At 61.1% G+C, this 16,301-nt stretch carries 18 protein-coding genes; 6 read left to right on the top strand and 12 right to left on the bottom strand.

The features are described from left to right. Nucleotides 1-2 precede the first annotated feature (2 nt). Entirely contained in the window at nt 3-233 is a 231-nt protein-coding gene (locus tag FHX76_RS13105) for a hypothetical protein (protein ID WP_167151290.1), read from the top strand. Nucleotides 234-352: 119 nt separating this feature from the next. Here FHX76_RS13105 and FHX76_RS13100 read toward each other — a convergent pair whose 3' ends face one another. The 4 genes from FHX76_RS13100 to FHX76_RS13085 form a co-directional block, all read right to left on the bottom strand. Beyond that, complete coding sequence (locus FHX76_RS13100; RefSeq protein ID WP_167151289.1) at nt 353-1,453, bottom strand: SLC13 family permease; 1,101 nt, start codon at nt 1,451-1,453, stop codon at nt 353-355. A 214-nt stretch (nt 1,454-1,667) separates the two neighbouring features. Further along, nucleotides 1,668-3,500, bottom strand: coding sequence for a carbohydrate-binding domain-containing protein (locus FHX76_RS13095; protein WP_208402674.1), 1,833 nt, complete (start codon nt 3,498-3,500; stop codon nt 1,668-1,670). 14 nt (nt 3,501-3,514) lie between these two features. Next, the gene (locus FHX76_RS13090; protein ID WP_167151287.1) at nt 3,515-4,432 is read right to left on the bottom strand and encodes a polyphosphate polymerase domain-containing protein; all 918 of its coding nucleotides are present in this window, start codon (nt 4,430-4,432) and stop codon (nt 3,515-3,517) included. Continuing rightward, entirely contained in the window at nt 4,432-5,046 is a 615-nt protein-coding gene (locus FHX76_RS13085) for a DUF4956 domain-containing protein (protein WP_167151285.1), read from the bottom strand. Before FHX76_RS13085 ends, FHX76_RS13090 begins: the two co-directional genes overlap by 1 nt. 499 nt (nt 5,047-5,545) lie before the next feature. On the opposite strand from FHX76_RS13085, the gene FHX76_RS13080 reads away from it, so the two are divergent. Continuing rightward, complete coding sequence (locus FHX76_RS13080) at nt 5,546-5,800, top strand: ribbon-helix-helix protein, CopG family (protein WP_167151283.1); 255 nt, start codon at nt 5,546-5,548, stop codon at nt 5,798-5,800. Further along, complete coding sequence (locus FHX76_RS13075; protein WP_167151281.1) at nt 5,794-6,138, top strand: type II toxin-antitoxin system PemK/MazF family toxin; 345 nt, start codon at nt 5,794-5,796, stop codon at nt 6,136-6,138. Before FHX76_RS13080 ends, FHX76_RS13075 begins: the two co-directional genes overlap by 7 nt. Nucleotides 6,139-6,359: 221 nt before the next feature. On the opposite strand, the gene FHX76_RS13070 is transcribed toward FHX76_RS13075, so the two are convergent. From FHX76_RS13070 to FHX76_RS16855, 4 genes are all read right to left on the bottom strand, one after another. Continuing rightward, complete coding sequence (locus FHX76_RS13070; RefSeq protein WP_167151279.1) at nt 6,360-6,815, bottom strand: hypothetical protein; 456 nt, start codon at nt 6,813-6,815, stop codon at nt 6,360-6,362. A 267-nt stretch (nt 6,816-7,082) separates the two neighbouring features. Next, nucleotides 7,083-8,177, bottom strand: a complete 1,095-nt coding sequence (locus tag FHX76_RS13065; protein WP_167151277.1) for a type I restriction endonuclease — start codon at nt 8,175-8,177, stop codon at nt 7,083-7,085. Nucleotides 8,178-8,419: 242 nt separating this feature from the next. Next, entirely contained in the window at nt 8,420-9,586 is a 1,167-nt protein-coding gene (locus FHX76_RS13060) for a hypothetical protein (RefSeq protein WP_167151276.1), read from the bottom strand. Then, complete coding sequence (locus FHX76_RS16855; protein ID WP_386762460.1) at nt 9,576-10,118, bottom strand: PadR family transcriptional regulator; 543 nt, start codon at nt 10,116-10,118, stop codon at nt 9,576-9,578. The genes FHX76_RS13060 and FHX76_RS16855 overlap by 11 nt, the downstream gene beginning before the upstream one ends. A gap of 197 nt (nt 10,119-10,315) precedes the next feature. On the opposite strand from FHX76_RS16855, the gene FHX76_RS13050 reads away from it, so the two are divergent. Beyond that, the gene (locus tag FHX76_RS13050) at nt 10,316-11,401 is read left to right on the top strand and encodes an S-(hydroxymethyl)mycothiol dehydrogenase (RefSeq protein WP_167151275.1); all 1,086 of its coding nucleotides are present in this window, start codon (nt 10,316-10,318) and stop codon (nt 11,399-11,401) included. Further along, entirely contained in the window at nt 11,401-12,036 is a 636-nt protein-coding gene (locus FHX76_RS13045) for an MBL fold metallo-hydrolase (protein WP_167151274.1), read from the top strand. Before FHX76_RS13050 ends, FHX76_RS13045 begins: the two co-directional genes overlap by 1 nt. A gap of 227 nt (nt 12,037-12,263) precedes the next feature. On the opposite strand, the gene FHX76_RS13040 is transcribed toward FHX76_RS13045, so the two are convergent. Both FHX76_RS13040 and FHX76_RS13035 read right to left on the bottom strand, forming a co-directional pair. Then, nucleotides 12,264-13,175 carry a dihydrodipicolinate synthase family protein gene (locus FHX76_RS13040; RefSeq protein WP_167151273.1) on the bottom strand — a complete coding sequence of 304 codons (912 nt, stop codon included), beginning with the start codon at nt 13,173-13,175 and terminating at the stop codon, nt 12,264-12,266. 308 nt (nt 13,176-13,483) lie between these two features. Then, entirely contained in the window at nt 13,484-14,146 is a 663-nt protein-coding gene (locus tag FHX76_RS13035) for a GntR family transcriptional regulator (protein ID WP_167151272.1), read from the bottom strand. 408 nt (nt 14,147-14,554) lie between these two features. Here FHX76_RS13035 and FHX76_RS13030 point away from each other — a divergent pair, with 408 nt between their 5' ends. Further along, nucleotides 14,555-15,109, top strand: coding sequence for a hypothetical protein (locus tag FHX76_RS13030; protein WP_167151271.1), 555 nt, complete (start codon nt 14,555-14,557; stop codon nt 15,107-15,109). A 136-nt stretch (nt 15,110-15,245) separates the two neighbouring features. On the opposite strand, the gene FHX76_RS13025 is transcribed toward FHX76_RS13030, so the two are convergent. After that, entirely contained in the window at nt 15,246-15,485 is a 240-nt protein-coding gene (locus FHX76_RS13025; protein ID WP_167151270.1) for a helix-turn-helix domain-containing protein, read from the bottom strand. Then, a complete protein-coding gene (locus tag FHX76_RS13020; RefSeq protein ID WP_167151269.1) occupies nt 15,482-16,102 on the bottom strand; it encodes a hypothetical protein in 621 nt (206 codons plus the stop codon). The genes FHX76_RS13025 and FHX76_RS13020 overlap by 4 nt, the downstream gene beginning before the upstream one ends. Nucleotides 16,103-16,301 lie beyond the last annotated feature (199 nt).

Raw genomic sequence — 16,301 nt, 5'->3', positions numbered from 1 at the left:
ACATGGACAATTCACGAAGCCGCAACTCGTTTGCACTGTACCTGGCGGCAGCCGGGTCGGCCGGTCTTCTTGCGGCCATGCTCACGAGCGGTTATTCCCCCGCCGAAACCACCGCCACGCCTGCGCCAAGCAGCACCGGCATCACCAGCTACACCGTGACCGCAGAGATCAGCGCATCCGCGATCGATGACGAGTCAGTGGATGCTGCTGCCAAACAGCATCCAGAAGCCTAACCTCCTCGCGCCGCACCCCAGGGCCATCGCAACACGCGTTCGGCGTATGTTTCCCGGTTGGGCGTATCTTGCAAGATACGCCCAACCGGCAAAGATACGCCCAAACTCAGGAATGAGGGCTAGCTGGGGCTCAGCGCAATGAGCGCCCACGTTGCCGCCGCAACCGAAAGCGGCGCGACCAGGAGCCCAAGCAGGGCAAAGCGCATCCAGCTGAGCTGCTCCCCTCCGCGCCGAAGCTGATCGTGCCACAGCAGGTTGGCAAGCGATGCCCACGGGGTGATCAGCGGCCCAACGTTTGTGCCGATCAGCAGCGCAATGAGCAGCAGCGGGCTCGTGGCCAACGGTTCAAGCAGCAGGTACGCAGGCAGGTTATTCACGCCATTACTCAGGGCAAGGCCAGCCGCGGCGAGGCCAACGGCGTCACCAGCGGAATCCGTGAGCCTGATGCCGTCGAGCAGGTGCCCTCCAATGAGCTGAACCACCAGGGTGAGCACCATCAAGACGGCCGCGATGCCGAGGATGCGCCACGGCACGAGTCCGAGGCCGAGCGTGAGCGGCGACCGGGTCGCGCGGAGGCCAAGAAGGAGCGTGGCCGCGACGAGTGTCGACGACATCCAATAGGGGATGTCCGTCACGAGCAACACCACAAGCAAGAGTAGGGCACCGCACGACAGAGCGAACGCGGCCCGGTTGGCGCTTGGATGCCCGTGGCCAGCCCGATGTTCCAACTCTGGCGGTGAATGTGTGCCGCTCAGCTGTCGCCGAAACACCAGCGCGGCGATGAGCACGGTGACACCGACACTTGCCAGCGCTGGGCCGATCGCCAACGGGATGAAACTGCTTGTTCCCTCGATGACTCCCCCACTTGCGGCAAGCAGGTTAGTGAGATTTGAGACGGGAAGAAACAGTGAGGCGGTGTTTGCGAGCCACACGACCGTGAGGGCGTAGGGCAGCGGATCAAGCCTGGCCGCCCGAGCGAAGGCCATCGCGATCGGGGTAAGCAGCACCGCCGTGGTGTCGAGCGATAAAAACGCGGTGCTCAGCACGCTGAGCAGCACGATAATGACCCAAACTACCCAGTTGCGGCCCCGGCTCAGCCGGAGCGACGCGCGGGCGAGCCTGTCGAACACCCCGGCAGCCGCGCCCACGTTGACAACAACAGAAATCCCGATGAGAAACACAAAGATGGGAACAACGCGTTCACCAAATTCGAGTATCACCTAGCAATCATAGGTTCGAATGAGCTCGACTTCGAGGCACGTTGTTCCATTTGGGCCCGGATATCCCGGTTAGGCCCGGGTTTCCCGGTTGGGCCCAGGCTCCCCGGTTGGGCCGGGCGTACCTGCTGGCCCGAAACGGGAAACCTGGGCCGAACCACGAGACCGGGACCGAAATCCACCAGATCCGCCCAGCCACCAAAACCACCAACCCAACTCAGCCCCGCGGACCGCCGCCCATCATCCCGCCGGCAGCGGCGACGTTGGCCGTCACCGTGACATCCGCGGCAGCTCCGGCGGCGTCGCCTAAGGCAGCAAGGCCGCCAATGGATGCACCACTCACCGAGCCGCCGACCGACACGGAATACTCGGACCCGCTGGTCACAGCGCCAGACGAATAGACGATGTTCTGGAACGATTTGGATGCCTCAAACGATGCGATCAGCGCGCCAGAGGCATCCGTCACGTGCACAATCGACCCGGCCTGCTGGGTGGTTGAGAGCGTCGCCGAGATCCAGCCCTGGCCCGAAGACTCGCTTGGGGAGACCACCATGCCAGCGCTTCCGGCTGCCAGGAGCACTCCACCAGTAATCGTGAAATCGCCGTTGACATCGAGCGCGCCGTTTCCGCCATTTGTGGGGCCATTCACAACCGTTGTGCCACCGGTAATGCTGGCCGTCCCGTTTGAATCAAGGCCGTCACCCTCGGCATTCACCACAAGCGTTCCGCCGTTGATCACGAGGCTGTAATCGCCGACCTCGTCACCCATCGGCCCTCCGCCAGCCGTCGCGGATGTCTCGGTCGACCCGCCGGCAGCGTTGAGGCCGTCATCATTCGCGTTGACCGTGATTTCGCCGCCATCGATTGTGATGTGGGCCGATTCAAGCCCTTCTTCGGATTCGCTCACCGTCACCTGACCGGCACTCACGTAGAGCCCAAGGTCTGCGTGCACCCCGTCATCACCAGACGCAAGCGTGACGGACGCCCCACCGAGATGGATGCCGCCGTTGCTGTTCATGGCATCGTCCGCTGCATCAACGCTCACGGTTCCGCCCTCAAGCACGGTTATCACCGAGCTCTTGATGCCCTTGACGGATGCCTCTCCGATCGCCGACCCTGCCCCACCGCCAGCGACGATTGCAAGTGTGCCGCCGGTTGTCACGAGGTCGGTCTGCGCATCCGCACCGTCGCCACCGCTTGTTACGGTCACCGATCCGCCACGCACGGCGATAAATCCTCGATCCGCATCCGCTTCGTTATCGGATTTCAGGCCGTCAACGCCGCTCGTTACGGAGATCTCGCCCCCATCGATCACCAGGTAATCCTTACCGCGAATGCCGTCGTCGACGGCTTCTACCGTGATAATTCCACTCAAAATCACGAGGCCATCGCTACTGACGATGCCGTCATTTCCGTTGCCAGTCACGCTGAGCGCGCCCGTCCCCGCGATGGTCAAATCGGCTTTGCTCGAGAGCGGGGCGCTTGCCTCGTCCGCCTCAGCGTAGCTGCTCGTATCACTCAGCGAGTTGGTCGTACCGTCAGCGAGCAGCACAACAGCGTTATCCGCCTCGGTGATCACGAGCGGCGAGGTCGTATCGTTTGTCAGCTTCGCGCCGTCAAGAATAAGACGAACCGTCCCCTCGCCGGTGGAATTGACCACAACCTGGCCATTCGTCAGGGTTCCGCTCAGGCGGTAGGTACCCGCGGCGGAGATCGTGATGGTTGAGCCATCCACCGCAACCGACTCTGCCGAGGCCTTCGCGCTACTCCCATTCAACGTGATGTCAATCACGGCAGCCTCGTCATAGTCTTGGGCGTCGGATGTCTTGTGGATGCTCTGGTTCGCAGCCAGCACCTGCGCGGCAGACTGAGTCGCATCTGCGGCATCCGCGGAGATGGCGACCGTTTCCGTCGTTTCTGTTGGCTCGGAGGTCGCCTTCGTGGTGGTTACGAGAGCCGCCTGCGTTGCGCAGCCGGTCAGGGCGAGCGTGCCAGCAAGGAATGTTCCGGCAAGGGCAAAGGTGAGCGTGTGGGTTCGTTTGTTCAGCATGGTGTCCTCGATGTTCAGCGGGTAGCGGAAGATGGATGGGAAAGGTGGATGCCTCGGCTGGGCACACGGTGACCCGGCACTGGGCGGCCGAGCGCTGAGCCGCTGGGCACAGCGCTGCCGAGCGTTGAGGTGCCTGGCACAGTGCCGCCGAGCGCCGGACGGCCCTGCCTACCAAAACTGCTGTTCAGCACCCGGCCCCACTTGTTTGCCGCGAGCTCTGGCCGCAGTGCGGCAAGCCCGGTCGCGTATTTGGAGATGGTCGCTGGGCGGTGGCCGTGCCGCCACAGCATCCGATCGACTTCTGAGGGCCGCGAGCCCGACTTGGTTTCCACGATAGCGAGGTCTGGCAGGTTGAAGCCGGGGCCGTCATTCAGCTGCCAGGTCAGGCCGGTGTCGATTGTGGAGCGGCTTTGACCCGACGGCAAAAACAGCGTCGTTCGGTCATAGCGGGTCGTGAGGATGGGCCGCAGCTCACCAGGGTCGATGTCTGGAATACCAGCGTCGGCCAACACCTCGCTGACATAACACTGCCCCTCGAGCGTGAGCTGCCCCGCCTCCGAGGCGCGATACTCAAGCCGTTCCTTGACGGTGCTGCTTCGGCCACCTTTCGTCTTCACCTCAAGGTAGGCTGAATCGGTTTCGAGATAGGCACGCGTGCGAATCTTGAAGCGCCTTCGCCGACCGTGCGCCGCCAACCAGTAGCTCGAAAGGGCCGGCGTATCAAAATACACGGACTCGTACCCGAACCCGCGACTGCCAGCAATCTCAAGCACCCTTGCCTTCTCGCTGAGGCCTGCGGCGAGCGAATCCAACGCTGCCAGTGGAACCACGTATTTACGGTCGATTCTCGTGAGCAGCGCCGCCTCTGACACCAGTTCGTCAAGCGAGATTGGCTCAAGAGAGCCAAACCCACATTCCAGGCCGTTCGTCATCACGAGACCACCCCGGACTCAAGTCGTTCCGGCATCTCTCGCCGCTGCGTGTCGGCTCGATCAGCGCGAGCATCCAGTACCTGGTACCGAACGTCAACAAGCGTCGTGTCGTTCACGAGGTTAAGCTCGCGAACCGTCACCGAGCGGATGCGCGCGCCGAGCAACCCGCCAAGGTGAGCCATCAGCTCGGTCTCGCTCGCAAACGCGGCGTCGAGCAGGATGCTCTGCTGCCGGTACCTGCGGAACAGGCTCGGGTGGTCGCCAACGTACAGCACCAGCACGATCAGCGCCATAAGCACGATCGAGAGCGGGCTGAGCGAGCCACTCAACCCAGAGATCAGGCCGAGCGCGAGAGCCGCAAAGTAGTAGGCAACTTCGTGCTGCTCGATTTCGCTTGAGCGCAGACGGATGATCGAAAGCACCCCAAACAGGCCAAGCCCTAGGCCGGCACCGATCGTGCTACTCCCGAGCACGATCGCGACGGCGAGCACGCCAACGTTCACCCCAAGAAAGGCCACGACGAGGTCGCGCCTACGGTGCCGCGGAAAATACAGCCCAAAGGTGAGCAGGCAGATCGCGAGCAGATCGACGGCGATAAGGATGGCTTGATTCATGGTTTCTCCGTTGTGGTGGGCGGTGGATGCCGGGGCTCAGGTGCGCCCTGGGCCGGTGGCCATTGGCAGTGTCGTTAGCTGTTGCCTTAGGCGGGTGCCATTGGCGTTGTCGTTCGCGGGTGCCGTTGGCGTTGGCGCCGTCGTCGGCTATTGCCATTGGTGGGTGCCTCAGACGGTGCCCTCAGCGGGTGCCGTTGGCGTTGTCATTTGCGAGCCTCCGTTGGTAGATGCCCTCGGCGGATGCCTCAACAACAGTTAGCCAGTCGGAGCTTTTGGTTTCCTATGTCGCAGGTATGCCGCAGCTACGGCTTTTGCAGGCACACCAGATCGCACGGATACGGCTGCGCTCTTCTCCACAGCCCCGGATCCGCGAATCTTATACACAGAAATCGCCTCCCCGCCCACCCAACGGCCCCCGCGCCGCAGACTTATCTGACATTCGCGCATAAACCCAAACGTTTCAGGAGACATCGTGGTATTACTCAGTTATACTCCACCCATGAAGACCGCAATTTCAGTCCCAGATAACACGTTTGAGGCCGTTGAGAAACAAGCCCGCCTCCTCAACATGAACCGATCTGAGTTCTTCTCAGTCGCGGCTCAGCGTTACCTCGATGAGCTCAACCGAGAGCAACTTACCAACGAAATGAACGCAGCAATCGAACGCACCGGCGGCGAACAGTCGGCTGAGATCCGCCGCTCAGAAGAGACCATCCCCGCCTTTGCCGAGCTCCTGACCGACGAGCAATGGTGATTCGCCGAGGCACGGTCGTGATCATCGATTTTGGCACGCCGCTTGGCAGCGAAACCGCAAAGCGGCGCCCAGCGGTGGTCATTCAACGAGACGAGCTCAATAACAGCCAGCTCGCTACCATCACTGTCGCGGCGATCACGTCAAACACCATGCACGCAGATCGACCAGGCAACGTGTTTTTGCCCAGCACAGCGAGCGGACTCGACCGCGACTCAGTCGTTTCAGTTACCCAGGTCAGCACGGTAGACCGCTCACGCATCGATGGCATCGTCGGCGAGCTCCCGGAATACCTCATCCACGAAATCGATTCGGGGCTTCGCATGGCCCTCGGGGTATAGGTTCTGCGTCTCTGCGCAACAATACGGTTCACCTGTCAGCAAAGCGGCGGCTCCACGGAACGGCAGCCGAACGGCAGTCGGACGGCACGACGGCACCGCAGATCAGCAGGCCGAAGGCATCACAATCCGGCTGCACGGCAATAGGACGGCACCCGAGATCGACGGACCGGTGACATCACAGTCCGACGGCACGGCAACTCAGCGGCTGAGTCATTCAGCGGCTATTCGACAGGTAGGGTCTTCACCGAGCACAACACTGGCTGACCCGGCTGGCCACTGTGGGATCCAAGCTCGGTGTCGCCATCTTCAATAATGCGGCACTTCACGGTGGAACCAGCAGGCGGCGTCACCCGAATTTCGGCGGTAGAGTTCGGGCCAACGAGGGCCTTTGCTTGCCAGACTTCGGAGTTCTTTGCGCCGACCGTCGAAATGGTGCCGTCAGCATCCCTGCGCTCCAGTTTGTCGGCGACAGAACCACCGGTCGGCGTCCCCTCGTATGACACGTCGGTCAGTTCACTCACGTTCTCACCGGTGACGGTCACCTCATAGGTCACCGTCCTGGCCTCTCCGCGCGACGGGTCTGACGAACATCCCGTGAGCATCGCGGCCAACACACCGGCAGAACCGGCGGCGGCCAGGTACAGAGCGAAGGAATTACGGCTACGAGAAGTGTTCATACTTCAAAACTAGGCACCCAGCCCGTTTTGCGAATCGCCCAGAAGTCTCATTAACGCCGCCCCCGCCTAGTACCAGGGGATGACTTTGCAACCACCAGCTCACTGCGCCAAGCTCACTGCCCGTCCCCTCTACCACAGCCGACCTGGCACAGATTGGTCACAAATCCACCCAACGCCGGCGGCGTAGGTGGATCTGCGACCAATCTGCCTGCACTTGTTTTGCGACCATCGCGCATCAAGAGCCAAATCCTAGGCCCAAAATGCCGCTTATTCGTATTTTCCGACGGTCGCTCGCAAGTGATCAACATGCTCGTAGATCTCGTCCAGTGAGTCGATGGGATGGCGCGTTTCGACTTTGTCCTCGTCGAACAAACCCAAGTACTTTTGGGCACGATTAAAGTGCAACCGTGCGATCGGCTTTCTGTTGTTGTCATCGAGGAGAATGCCAAAATACGATTTCGTATCGCGCTGAGTGACTCGCGCAAGGCGAACGTCGCTGCATACAATCGCACGGACGATTTGATACCCCTCAATCTCTTCGAGAGTCGTTTCAATCCCCTTCTCGCCGTCGATTACGTCTGACTCAGCCACAAGTTCACTCATGTCAGAAGGATCAATCACCGCATTTGCAGCGGAGACCCGTTCTTCGCTGCCAAGCGCAGCTTTCAACCGCTCATTTACTTGGTCGTTCAGATACTGCTTTGATGCCTTGGCAACGAGCACACGAAATTGCTCGCGCACTTTTTGAGTGAACTGTCCTTCATAGACTCGCGAGGTGAAGAACCTCACCCACTCATCGTCCGGTTCCTTAATCTGCTGGGCAAGGGCACGCTTGATCTGTCCGATGTATTTGAGTTCACCAGCGGCACTCAAGATTGAGTCGAGATCGAATGTTTCCTTTGTAAGCTTGCGCAGTTCAGGCACAAGCGCATCATCGATATCTGCGAGGTCCAGAACCAAAAATGGCTTCTCATCCATCTTGTTTGGCGAATCGAGATCCGTGTAGAACTGATAGACCTCACCGTTCGTCAACACGGCCACACGCGCAGCCGTCACTGAAAAATAACGAAAGAGTTGGCTGGCGTGCTCGATACGGAGTGCCTGCGAGGTCTTTTTACACTCGATGAGCATCTGAATCTCACCGTCGCGAACAATGGCGTAATCAACCTTCTCGCCTTTTTTCACACCCACGTCAGCAACAAACTCGGGAATGACTTCCATCGGATTGAAAACGTCGTAACCCAAAATCAACGAAATGAATGGCATCACAAACGCATTCTTCGCTGCTTCTTCCGTCAAGATTTGTGAACGTTGTTGCTTGACCTTATTCGACAGGCTGGCAAGCTTCTCCGCAAATTCCATGCATCTCTCCTTTGATAGCTGTGGTGCCATCGACTAGATCTCCCAATAAAAATTATTGGCAAAAAAATCGACACTCAATTCATCCTAGGGCTATGGAAAGTTCCCTCGCAGAGTTACAGCACTCGAGGCCACAATTAGCAACGCTGGACGGACAACGAGCAACAGATTGGTCGCAGATCCACCCAACGCCGGCGGCGTAGGTGGATCTGCGACCAATCTGCCAAGATCAGCTAGGCCTGCTGCTAAGGGGCAGGCGTTTCAGCAGGCACGGAGGTCGGCACCGGGGTCATCGTCGGCACAGGGGTCGCATCCGGCCCACCCTCGCCCTTCGACTCAAACACCTCTTCATTTAGGGCTACCAGCGGGTACACCGTGATCCGCGGCGGGGTCGCAGGCATTGCTTTTGAAACGTCGAGTGCGCCACTCGTGTCGGTCGAGAATTCCCCGTTCATCCCGGGCATGCTTCGCAGGGGGAAGATATTCCAACCGTGCAGGCCAGCGCCAACTGGGCGAGGAACGAGGGCAAATTCAGATCCGTCGGTCGTCGCAGAATACAGGGCGTCCGTTTCCGAGGCCCAACCAACCGTCACGATAGGCCGACCCTCTTGGTCGAATAGTTGCACGTCGCTCAGCAAATTGCCTTCGGAGTCATAGGGGAAAATATTCTCTACGGTAGTGCCGTTCACGATCATCCCGTTCTCGGTGTCGTATGACGCGCCCTCGTCGTAGACCTGGTTGTAGGCGTATGAACTCGCGCGCTCCAACATGAGCGGCACGGCCACCACGATGACCGCCACCGCACCAACGCTCACAAACGTGCGGAACGTGGGCATCCAGGCGAACGGCATCCACTTGCCCCGACCCCACTGCACGCTGACCACAATGGCGAGCCCGCAGACGAACCATTCTGCAAGACGCTGCGGCAACAGGGAACTCAGCCCGCTGTTCCAGAAAAACGCTTGTGTTAACGCAAAGGCAATGACTTTATACACGGCCCATCCCCTGAGCACCCACCAAGCCGGCCTCAGCGACACGAAAAATTCAGCGAGCCCGGAGAGCGCCGGCCGCGATTCGACGTAGCGCGTCGTCGACGCACGAAGGTCTCGCAACCGCTGGCGAGTAGCAGCAAACGACGGTGTCGGATTCGCCGAGTTACCGCCAGCGCTGGTTTTGGGCAATCCGGCGGCGTCGCGCAACTCGTCGGCGTAGGCCTCCGCATCGCCCTCATGTGGAAGCGCCTGCCCAGGGGCAGTATCCGCCGCCTGCTCGGCGAGCGACTCCTCAAGCCCATCAGTGAGCTCGGCGACATCGCTCTCAGGCAGGTCGGCGAGCGCCGCCCGCACCCGTGCGGCAAACGCGCGAATAGCTTCGGTCGTGGTGTCTGGGATGAGGCTGGCGTTATGCGTCATGGTCTGCTCCGGTCAGGCTGTGGCGGGCGGCTTCGCTTGCCGCTGGGATGGTGGATGCCGGGGGCTGCGGCACAGGGTCGGCATATTCATCGAGTCGCTGTGCACCGTGCGGGGTACCATCACCCAACGCAGCATTGCCCAACGCAGTGTTGCCCAAGGCAGCACCGTTCGAGACGGCACCGCTCGGAGGTGCGCCGGCGGCATCCTGAGACGCCGCGTTGTTGAGTAGGGCCGAGAGCGACTGCGTAAACGCGGCCCAGGTGATCCGCTGCTCTGCGAGGGCGTGGTGCCCCTGCGAGGTGATCGAGTAGTACTTGCGGTTTGGCCCGCCGTCTGAGGCCACAACATACGTTGACAGCGATCCGGCCGTGTAGAGCCGTCGCAGCGTGCCGTAAACCGAGGCGTCGCCTACGTTGTCGAGCCCCGCCGAGCGCAACCGCCGGACAACGTCGTAACCGTAACCGTCTTCGTGGCTGACAACCGCGAGGACAGCGGCATCGAGCACTCCTTTGAGGAGCTGAGTGGTATCCAAATGGGACCTCCTGTAACGCACACCACACTACTACGGATTGCGCAGTAGTGCGCAAGACGCGCAAGTGGATTTGATTTGAGTTTCCACAGGCGGGCAATTCAGCGACCCCAACGCAGCCCAAAGTCGGTAGCGTAGAGGCACCGCGCAGCACAGTCCGCGCCCGGATGCCACGCGCATCCACTATCGAAAGGTGACACTTGGTCCACAAGGTTCAGGGCGTAATCGTCCGCGAGAAAAACGCGCCAGCAACAATCGAGACCATCCTCGTTCCCGAGCCGGGGCCGGGCGAGGCCCTCGTCGATATCCTCACGAGCGGTGTCTGCCACACCGACCTGCACTACCAGCAGGGCGGCATCAGCGACGATTTCCCCTTCCTGCTTGGCCACGAGGCAACCGGCATCGTCAACTCCGTCGGACCAGACGTCACCGAGGTCAAGCCAGGCGACCGTGTCATCCTCAACTGGCGGGCCGTCTGCGGCGAATGCCGCGCCTGCGCAAAGGGGCAGCCTCAGTACTGCTTCAACACCCACAACGCCACCCAAAAGATGACACTCGAAGACGGCACCGAGCTGTCACCGGCGCTCGGCATTGGCGCCTTCATCGAGAAGACCCTCGTTGCCGCAGGGCAGTGCACCAAAGTTGACGACGAATCCGACGCAGCCGCAATTGGGCTGCTCGGCTGCGGCATCATGGCCGGTATCGGCGCTGCCATCAACACCGGCGAGGTCAAGCGCGGCGAATCCGTTGCGGTCATCGGATGCGGCGGCGTCGGCATCGCGGCCATCCAGGGCTCCCAGCTCGCAGGCGCAACCACCATCATCGCCGTCGATATCGACCAGGCAAAACTCGACCGCGCGCTTGAGCTCGGCGCGACCCACGCCGTGAACTCGCGCAACGAAGACCCGGTCGAAGCCATCCGCGCCCTCACCGGAGGCCACGGAGCCGACGTTGTCATCGAGGCCGTCGGACGACCAGAAACCTATAAGCAGGCGTTCTACGCCCGAGATCTCGCCGGCCGAGTTGTACTCGTTGGCGTGCCAACGCCAGAGATGATGCTTGAACTGCCCCTGCTTGACATCTTCGGCCGCGGCGGCTCGCTCAAATCCTCATGGTACGGCGACTGCCTGCCGAGCCGCGATTTTCCAATGCTCGTTGAGCAGTACAAACTTGGCCGACTCAACCTCGACGCCTTCGTCTCCGAACGCATCGGACTCGGAGACGTTGAGGCGGCCTTCGCCAAAATGCACGCAGGAACAGTACTCCGATCGGTGGTTGAACTCTGATGAACGAACGCACACGCATCCAAAACCTCGTAACCAGCGGAACCTTTTCGCTCGACGGCGGCACCTGGGACGTCGATAACAACGTCTGGGTCGTTGGCGACGACTCCGAGGTCATCGTCATTGACCCAGCCCACGACCCGGCGGCAATCGCCGAGGTTGTTGACGGGCGCAGGGTCAAGGCCATCCTGCTCACGCACGCCCACGACGACCACATCCGCTCGGTAGGTGGATTCCGCGCCCTCACCGGCGCCCCGGTCTACCTCAATCCGGCCGACCGGATGCTGTGGGACGAGGTGTACTCCACCGAGCTGCCAGACCACCCCATCTTCGACGGCGACCGTTTCGAGGTTGGCGGCGCGCACCTCACCGCCCTCGCGACGCCAGGCCACTCACCCGGCTCAACCTGTTTCTACAGCGGGGAACTCGGCGCACTCTTCTCGGGCGACACCCTGTTCAACGGCGGTCCCGGCGCAACCGGGCGCTCGCACAGCAACTTCGACACGATCATCGTCTCGATCACCGAAAAGCTACTGCCACTCCCCGAGGACACGGTGGTGTACACCGGTCACGGCGAAACCACAACAATCGGCGACGAGTCCCCACACCTCGAAGAATGGATCACTCGCGGCCACTAGGCATCAGCCGCATACACGACTCGTCGCGTTCCGTCCACGTTAGGAGGAACGCGACGAGTCGTTTGCGTTTCGCGGGCTCGAAGCGTTGAGTGGGAGCCGGCAGTCACCGTTCAGCGATAGCAGTCGGTTCGCGCGCTGGAAGCGTTGTGTTAGGACTCATTCCTGCCCCATCATCGGCGCGGGCTCGACCCTGGCGTCACTCCAACCGCGGCCGCGAGTCACCGGGCCTAGCGGTATCCAGCCGCAATCGCCGCCTCGGTTGCGCGCACGACGGATGCCGCATCCGCCTCAGACAGCGGACCGCGCGGAGGACGCGTTGGCCCGCCCTTAAGCCCAACCATGTCCATTGACAGCTTGATCGCCTGCACAAACTCGGTCTTTGAATCCCAGCGGAACAGCTCGTGCAGGTCGCGATACATCGGCAGCGCAGCGTTGAGGTCGGTGACGTCGCCAGATGTCACGAGGTTGTAAAGCTCAACGCATGCTTTTGGTAAGGCGTTGGGGTAGCCGGAAACCCAGCCCTTTGCGCCGGCGAGGCCAACTTCGAGCAGCACGTCATCCGTGCCAACGAGGATGTCGAGTTCGGGCGCCAGCTCCTGAATCTGGTACGCGCGGCGGCAGTCGCCGGTGAACTCCTTCACCGCGACGATGAGCCCCTCGTCATGCAGCTGGGCGAGCAGTTCGGGGCGAAGGTCAACCTTGGTGTCGAAGGGATTGTTGTAGGCCACGATGGGGAGGCCGACCTTCGCGGCTTCTCGGTAGTGATGCAGCACGGCCTCGTCGTCGGCCCGGTAGGTGTTTGGCGGAAGCATGAGGACCGACTGCGCACCGGCATCCGCCGCCTGCTCAACCCAGCGGACCGTCTCAAGGGCGCCGTACGCCGCAACTCCCGGCATGACGCCGAAGCCATCGGGAGCAGCCTCAACTGCGGTGGTGACAACACGCGCCCGCTCTTCGGCGGTGAGGGTTTGATATTCACCAAGCGAACCGTTTGGCGTGATGCCGTGGCAGCCGTTCTCTGCGAGGAATCGCACGTGGTCAGCGAATCCATCAAAATCAACCGAGAGATCGTCATTAAACGGGAGGGCGCTGGCGACATAGACGCCGCGCCATGGGGTACTGGAGTTGGGGATGCTCATGGAAAGTCCTTCGCAATCTGACAGGTAGTTGGATCTGTCTCGGAGTTGGGCGTCTCGCACATCACTGTGCGCGCTGCACTCGCATTTGGGTAGTGCATTACACGCTACATGGCGGGCCGGCGCCGGTCAAGCAACAATCCGCCGGATATTTCAGGGAAGCATTCACCGCATCCACACCCAGCCACTGGGTAGAACATCACCCACTACCTCTCCATGCCCCGCAATCGAGATGACCCAAATGTGTCTATTCCTGGCGAAATAGACACATTTGGGTCAGGTGGATTTGGGTCGTAGGATTTGGGCCGCAGTTATGAGTCCGCAGGGCCCCAGTCAGCCACGACATGATCTAAGTGCGCGACCATGAGGCTCTCAACCAGGCGTGAATCTTTTGCCATGAGGGCATCCAGAATCAGAAAATGTTCCTCGGCAGTATCTCGAAGCTGACCAGATTCAAACAGCGAAACGAGGCCGCCCTGGCGAGTCTGGTCGCGCAGGTTTTCGACGAGCGCAACAAGACGTTCGTTGCCCGTAATACCAAGCAGCCCGAGGTGAAAGCTGCGATCCCCTGCAAGATAGGCCACATAGTCTGCACGGTCGGCTGCATCCACGATCTCATGAGCGATCGCGCGGAACTCGTGTTCTCGCCGCTCCATCTCTGGATGCCCAACCAGCTCAAGCATGGTCGGCACCTCAATCAGCAGGCGCAGCTTATGCACGTCCTTCCGGTCCCGCTCAGTCATAGGAACTACCCGAAACCCCCGGTTGCGGATGGGCTCCATGACGCCCTGTTCGACAAGCGCGAGCAGCGCCTCCCTGACCGGGCTGCTGGAGACGCCCAACTCGGTCGCAATGGCGGTAGCCGAGTACAGTTCACCGGCAACCATGTCGCCGACAGCAAGTCGCTTTCGAAGTATCGCCAAAACCTGGTCACGCAGACTCTGTTGGGTGACAATGGCGCCGTTCCGTGTCATGGGCGATCCTTTCCGCACGATGAGTGTAGCGCAGCACGCACTACTTCAGGCGTGCCGGTCGTGGACCGTGAGTCGTGGGGCGTGGATCGTGAGTCGGGGATCGTGGATCGTGGATCGTTGATCGTTGATCGTTGATCGATGGTCGGCGCTCGCGGATCGGTGCTCGCGGGTCGTTACCCACTACCCACGGCTAGTTGCCCGCCGCCCTCCGCTCCTTACCCGATGGACATCAGCCAGGCTCCGCAGTGGCGACTGATGCGCCCCGGAGTGCCACAGGGCAGCACAGGGCAGCACAGAGTGGCACGGAGCGCCCCGGGCGTGCCCCGGGCATGCCCCGGAGTGGCGCAGCACGCTCACGCCGCCGCCCCATCCCTTCGCGCGCCGCGCATCCGCGTTTACACTGGTGCCATGACCAAAGCGACCGAGACCTCCCCCATCGAGCAGGCCACAGGCATCACCTGGGACGACTGGCTCGCCCGCTTCGCCGCGCAGAACGCCGCAACAATGGAACACAAGGACATCGCGAAGCTCGCGTACTCCATCCTCGTTGATGATGCCCCCGACCTCGCCAACCAGCACTGGTGGGCCCAGAACATCGCGATTGCCTACGAACAGCACGTTGGCATCCGGATTCCCGGACAAAGCTGCGACGGTGACTTTCAAGTATCGGTCAGCAAAACCGTTCAGGGAACCCTCGACGAGGCCCTCGCAAAAATGGTTGCGCTCATGGATGACGTGGTCGAGCTCGACGGTGTCCCCCTCGAAGCCCCACCCAGTTCGAGCGGCACCGAAAAGTGGCGTTACTGGCGCTGCTCGTTCACCGACGGCGGCCGGGTGAACGTGAGCATCTACGCAAAAAGCCCCGAGAAGTGCAGCCTCAGCCTGCAGCACAGCAAACTTGGCACCAAAGAGGACACTGAGCGCTGGCGCGCGGTCTGGAAAGAACAGCTTTCGCGCCTCTAGCCGACTCGGCACGCACCCCTTCGAGCCGGACCGGGCACACCGGGCAGACCATCTGTTCGCCCCAAAGTCCGGCATTCAGCCTCGAAATACCGGATTTTGGGGCGAACAGATGACGGTTCGGCAAGCCGGCTCAGCCCTACCTGGCCTCCTTGGCGAGCACAAACAGATCGCCAGGGGTGCAGTCGAGCACCAAACACAGCTTGGTGAGGGTATTGAAGCGGATAGCCCGCCCGCGGTTATTCTTCAAAATCGACAGGTTCACGACGGTCACGCCGACCTGGTTCGCCAGCTCAACGAGCGTCATGCCGCGTTCCTCGAGCAGGGCATCCAGCCGGCACACGATGAGGTGGTCTCTGTCTTCCTGCTGGGGAGTCAAATGATGCCTTCCTGGTCACGATCGAGTCGGGCCCCTGTGCGGAATCCGATCTGCACACACACGCAGAACAACAGGGCCAAGTAGATAACCCAGTAGTCACCGGAGTAGCTTCGCGGGTCGGGGTACGAGCCCCAGCCTACTGAGGAGAGCGCCCAGTTCGTGCCCATGAGATTCAGGAAGCCGGGGACCGCCATGAGTGCCAGCACCAATGCGGCAATCCACGAGAGGGTGCGCTGCGACTGCCGCCCAAATGCGCGCCCCTTGCCGATGTACCAGGCGAACATCCCGATCAACATGATGACGGCGGGCCAGAGCACCATTGCCGAGGCCTCCCCCGCTCTCAGCAACACGAGTGCGCCGGCGGGCAGGTCGCCTGCTGCAACGACGGTTTGTGTGACGCCCGTTGGGGAGAATGTGACGCCATTTGGCGCGGTAACCTCGGCGAACTCGAGGCCAAAGTCGGCGACAATATCAACGGTTCCGTTCACGATTCGAATGATGAACGAAGTGAGCAGGCTGGCAAACACAATAACGCCGCCGACGGTGCACCCGACACAGAGCATGAGCAGGCCGATTTGGTCGCGGCGGATTTGCTTCATTTCGCGTGTAACGGACATGTGAACTCCTTTGGGGTGGCGAACAGTCCGTTAAACATATCGTTTATCATTAGTATCGTCAATCGATATGCTGCGGCTTCCCGGAGGAGTTCTGAGCATCCATTCGCACCAGATTCCGAGATTTGGCCGTATCTTTCAGGACAGGAGGCGAATGGATGAAGCCGCCTACTGAACCGAGCACGACCGCGCGGGATCAGGC

This window comes from Lysinibacter cavernae (assembly GCF_011758565.1).
In the GTDB taxonomy this organism is placed as follows: Bacteria; Actinomycetota; Actinomycetes; order Actinomycetales; family Microbacteriaceae; genus Lysinibacter; species Lysinibacter cavernae.
The sequence above is the reverse complement of the archived record's forward strand: the minus strand, read 5'-3'. Positions and strand labels throughout refer to the sequence as shown.

Bases quoted from the DNA above. Each gene is read 5' to 3' on its own strand.
- FHX76_RS13105 (WP_167151290.1), top strand. From the start codon at position 3: ATGGACAATTCACGAAGCCGCAACTCGTTTGCACTGTACCTGGCGGCA.
- FHX76_RS13095 (WP_208402674.1), bottom strand. From the start codon at position 3,500: ATGCTGAACAAACGAACCCACACGCTCACCTTTGCCCTTGCCGGAACA.
- FHX76_RS13090 (WP_167151287.1), bottom strand. From the start codon at position 4,432: ATGACGAACGGCCTGGAATGTGGGTTTGGCTCTCTTGAGCCAATCTCG.
- FHX76_RS13085 (WP_167151285.1), bottom strand. From the start codon at position 5,046: ATGAATCAAGCCATCCTTATCGCCGTCGATCTGCTCGCGATCTGCCTG.
- FHX76_RS13080 (WP_167151283.1), top strand. From the start codon at position 5,546: ATGAAGACCGCAATTTCAGTCCCAGATAACACGTTTGAGGCCGTTGAG.
- FHX76_RS13075 (WP_167151281.1), top strand. From the start codon at position 5,794: ATGGTGATTCGCCGAGGCACGGTCGTGATCATCGATTTTGGCACGCCG.
- FHX76_RS13070 (WP_167151279.1), bottom strand. From the start codon at position 6,815: ATGAACACTTCTCGTAGCCGTAATTCCTTCGCTCTGTACCTGGCCGCC.
- FHX76_RS13065 (WP_167151277.1), bottom strand. From the start codon at position 8,177: ATGGAATTTGCGGAGAAGCTTGCCAGCCTGTCGAATAAGGTCAAGCAA.
- FHX76_RS13060 (WP_167151276.1), bottom strand. From the start codon at position 9,586: ATGACGCATAACGCCAGCCTCATCCCAGACACCACGACCGAAGCTATT.
- FHX76_RS13045 (WP_167151274.1), top strand. From the start codon at position 11,401: ATGAACGAACGCACACGCATCCAAAACCTCGTAACCAGCGGAACCTTT.
- FHX76_RS13040 (WP_167151273.1), bottom strand. From the start codon at position 13,175: ATGAGCATCCCCAACTCCAGTACCCCATGGCGCGGCGTCTATGTCGCC.
- FHX76_RS13035 (WP_167151272.1), bottom strand. From the start codon at position 14,146: ATGACACGGAACGGCGCCATTGTCACCCAACAGAGTCTGCGTGACCAG.
- FHX76_RS13030 (WP_167151271.1), top strand. From the start codon at position 14,555: ATGACCAAAGCGACCGAGACCTCCCCCATCGAGCAGGCCACAGGCATC.
- FHX76_RS13020 (WP_167151269.1), bottom strand. From the start codon at position 16,102: ATGTCCGTTACACGCGAAATGAAGCAAATCCGCCGCGACCAAATCGGC.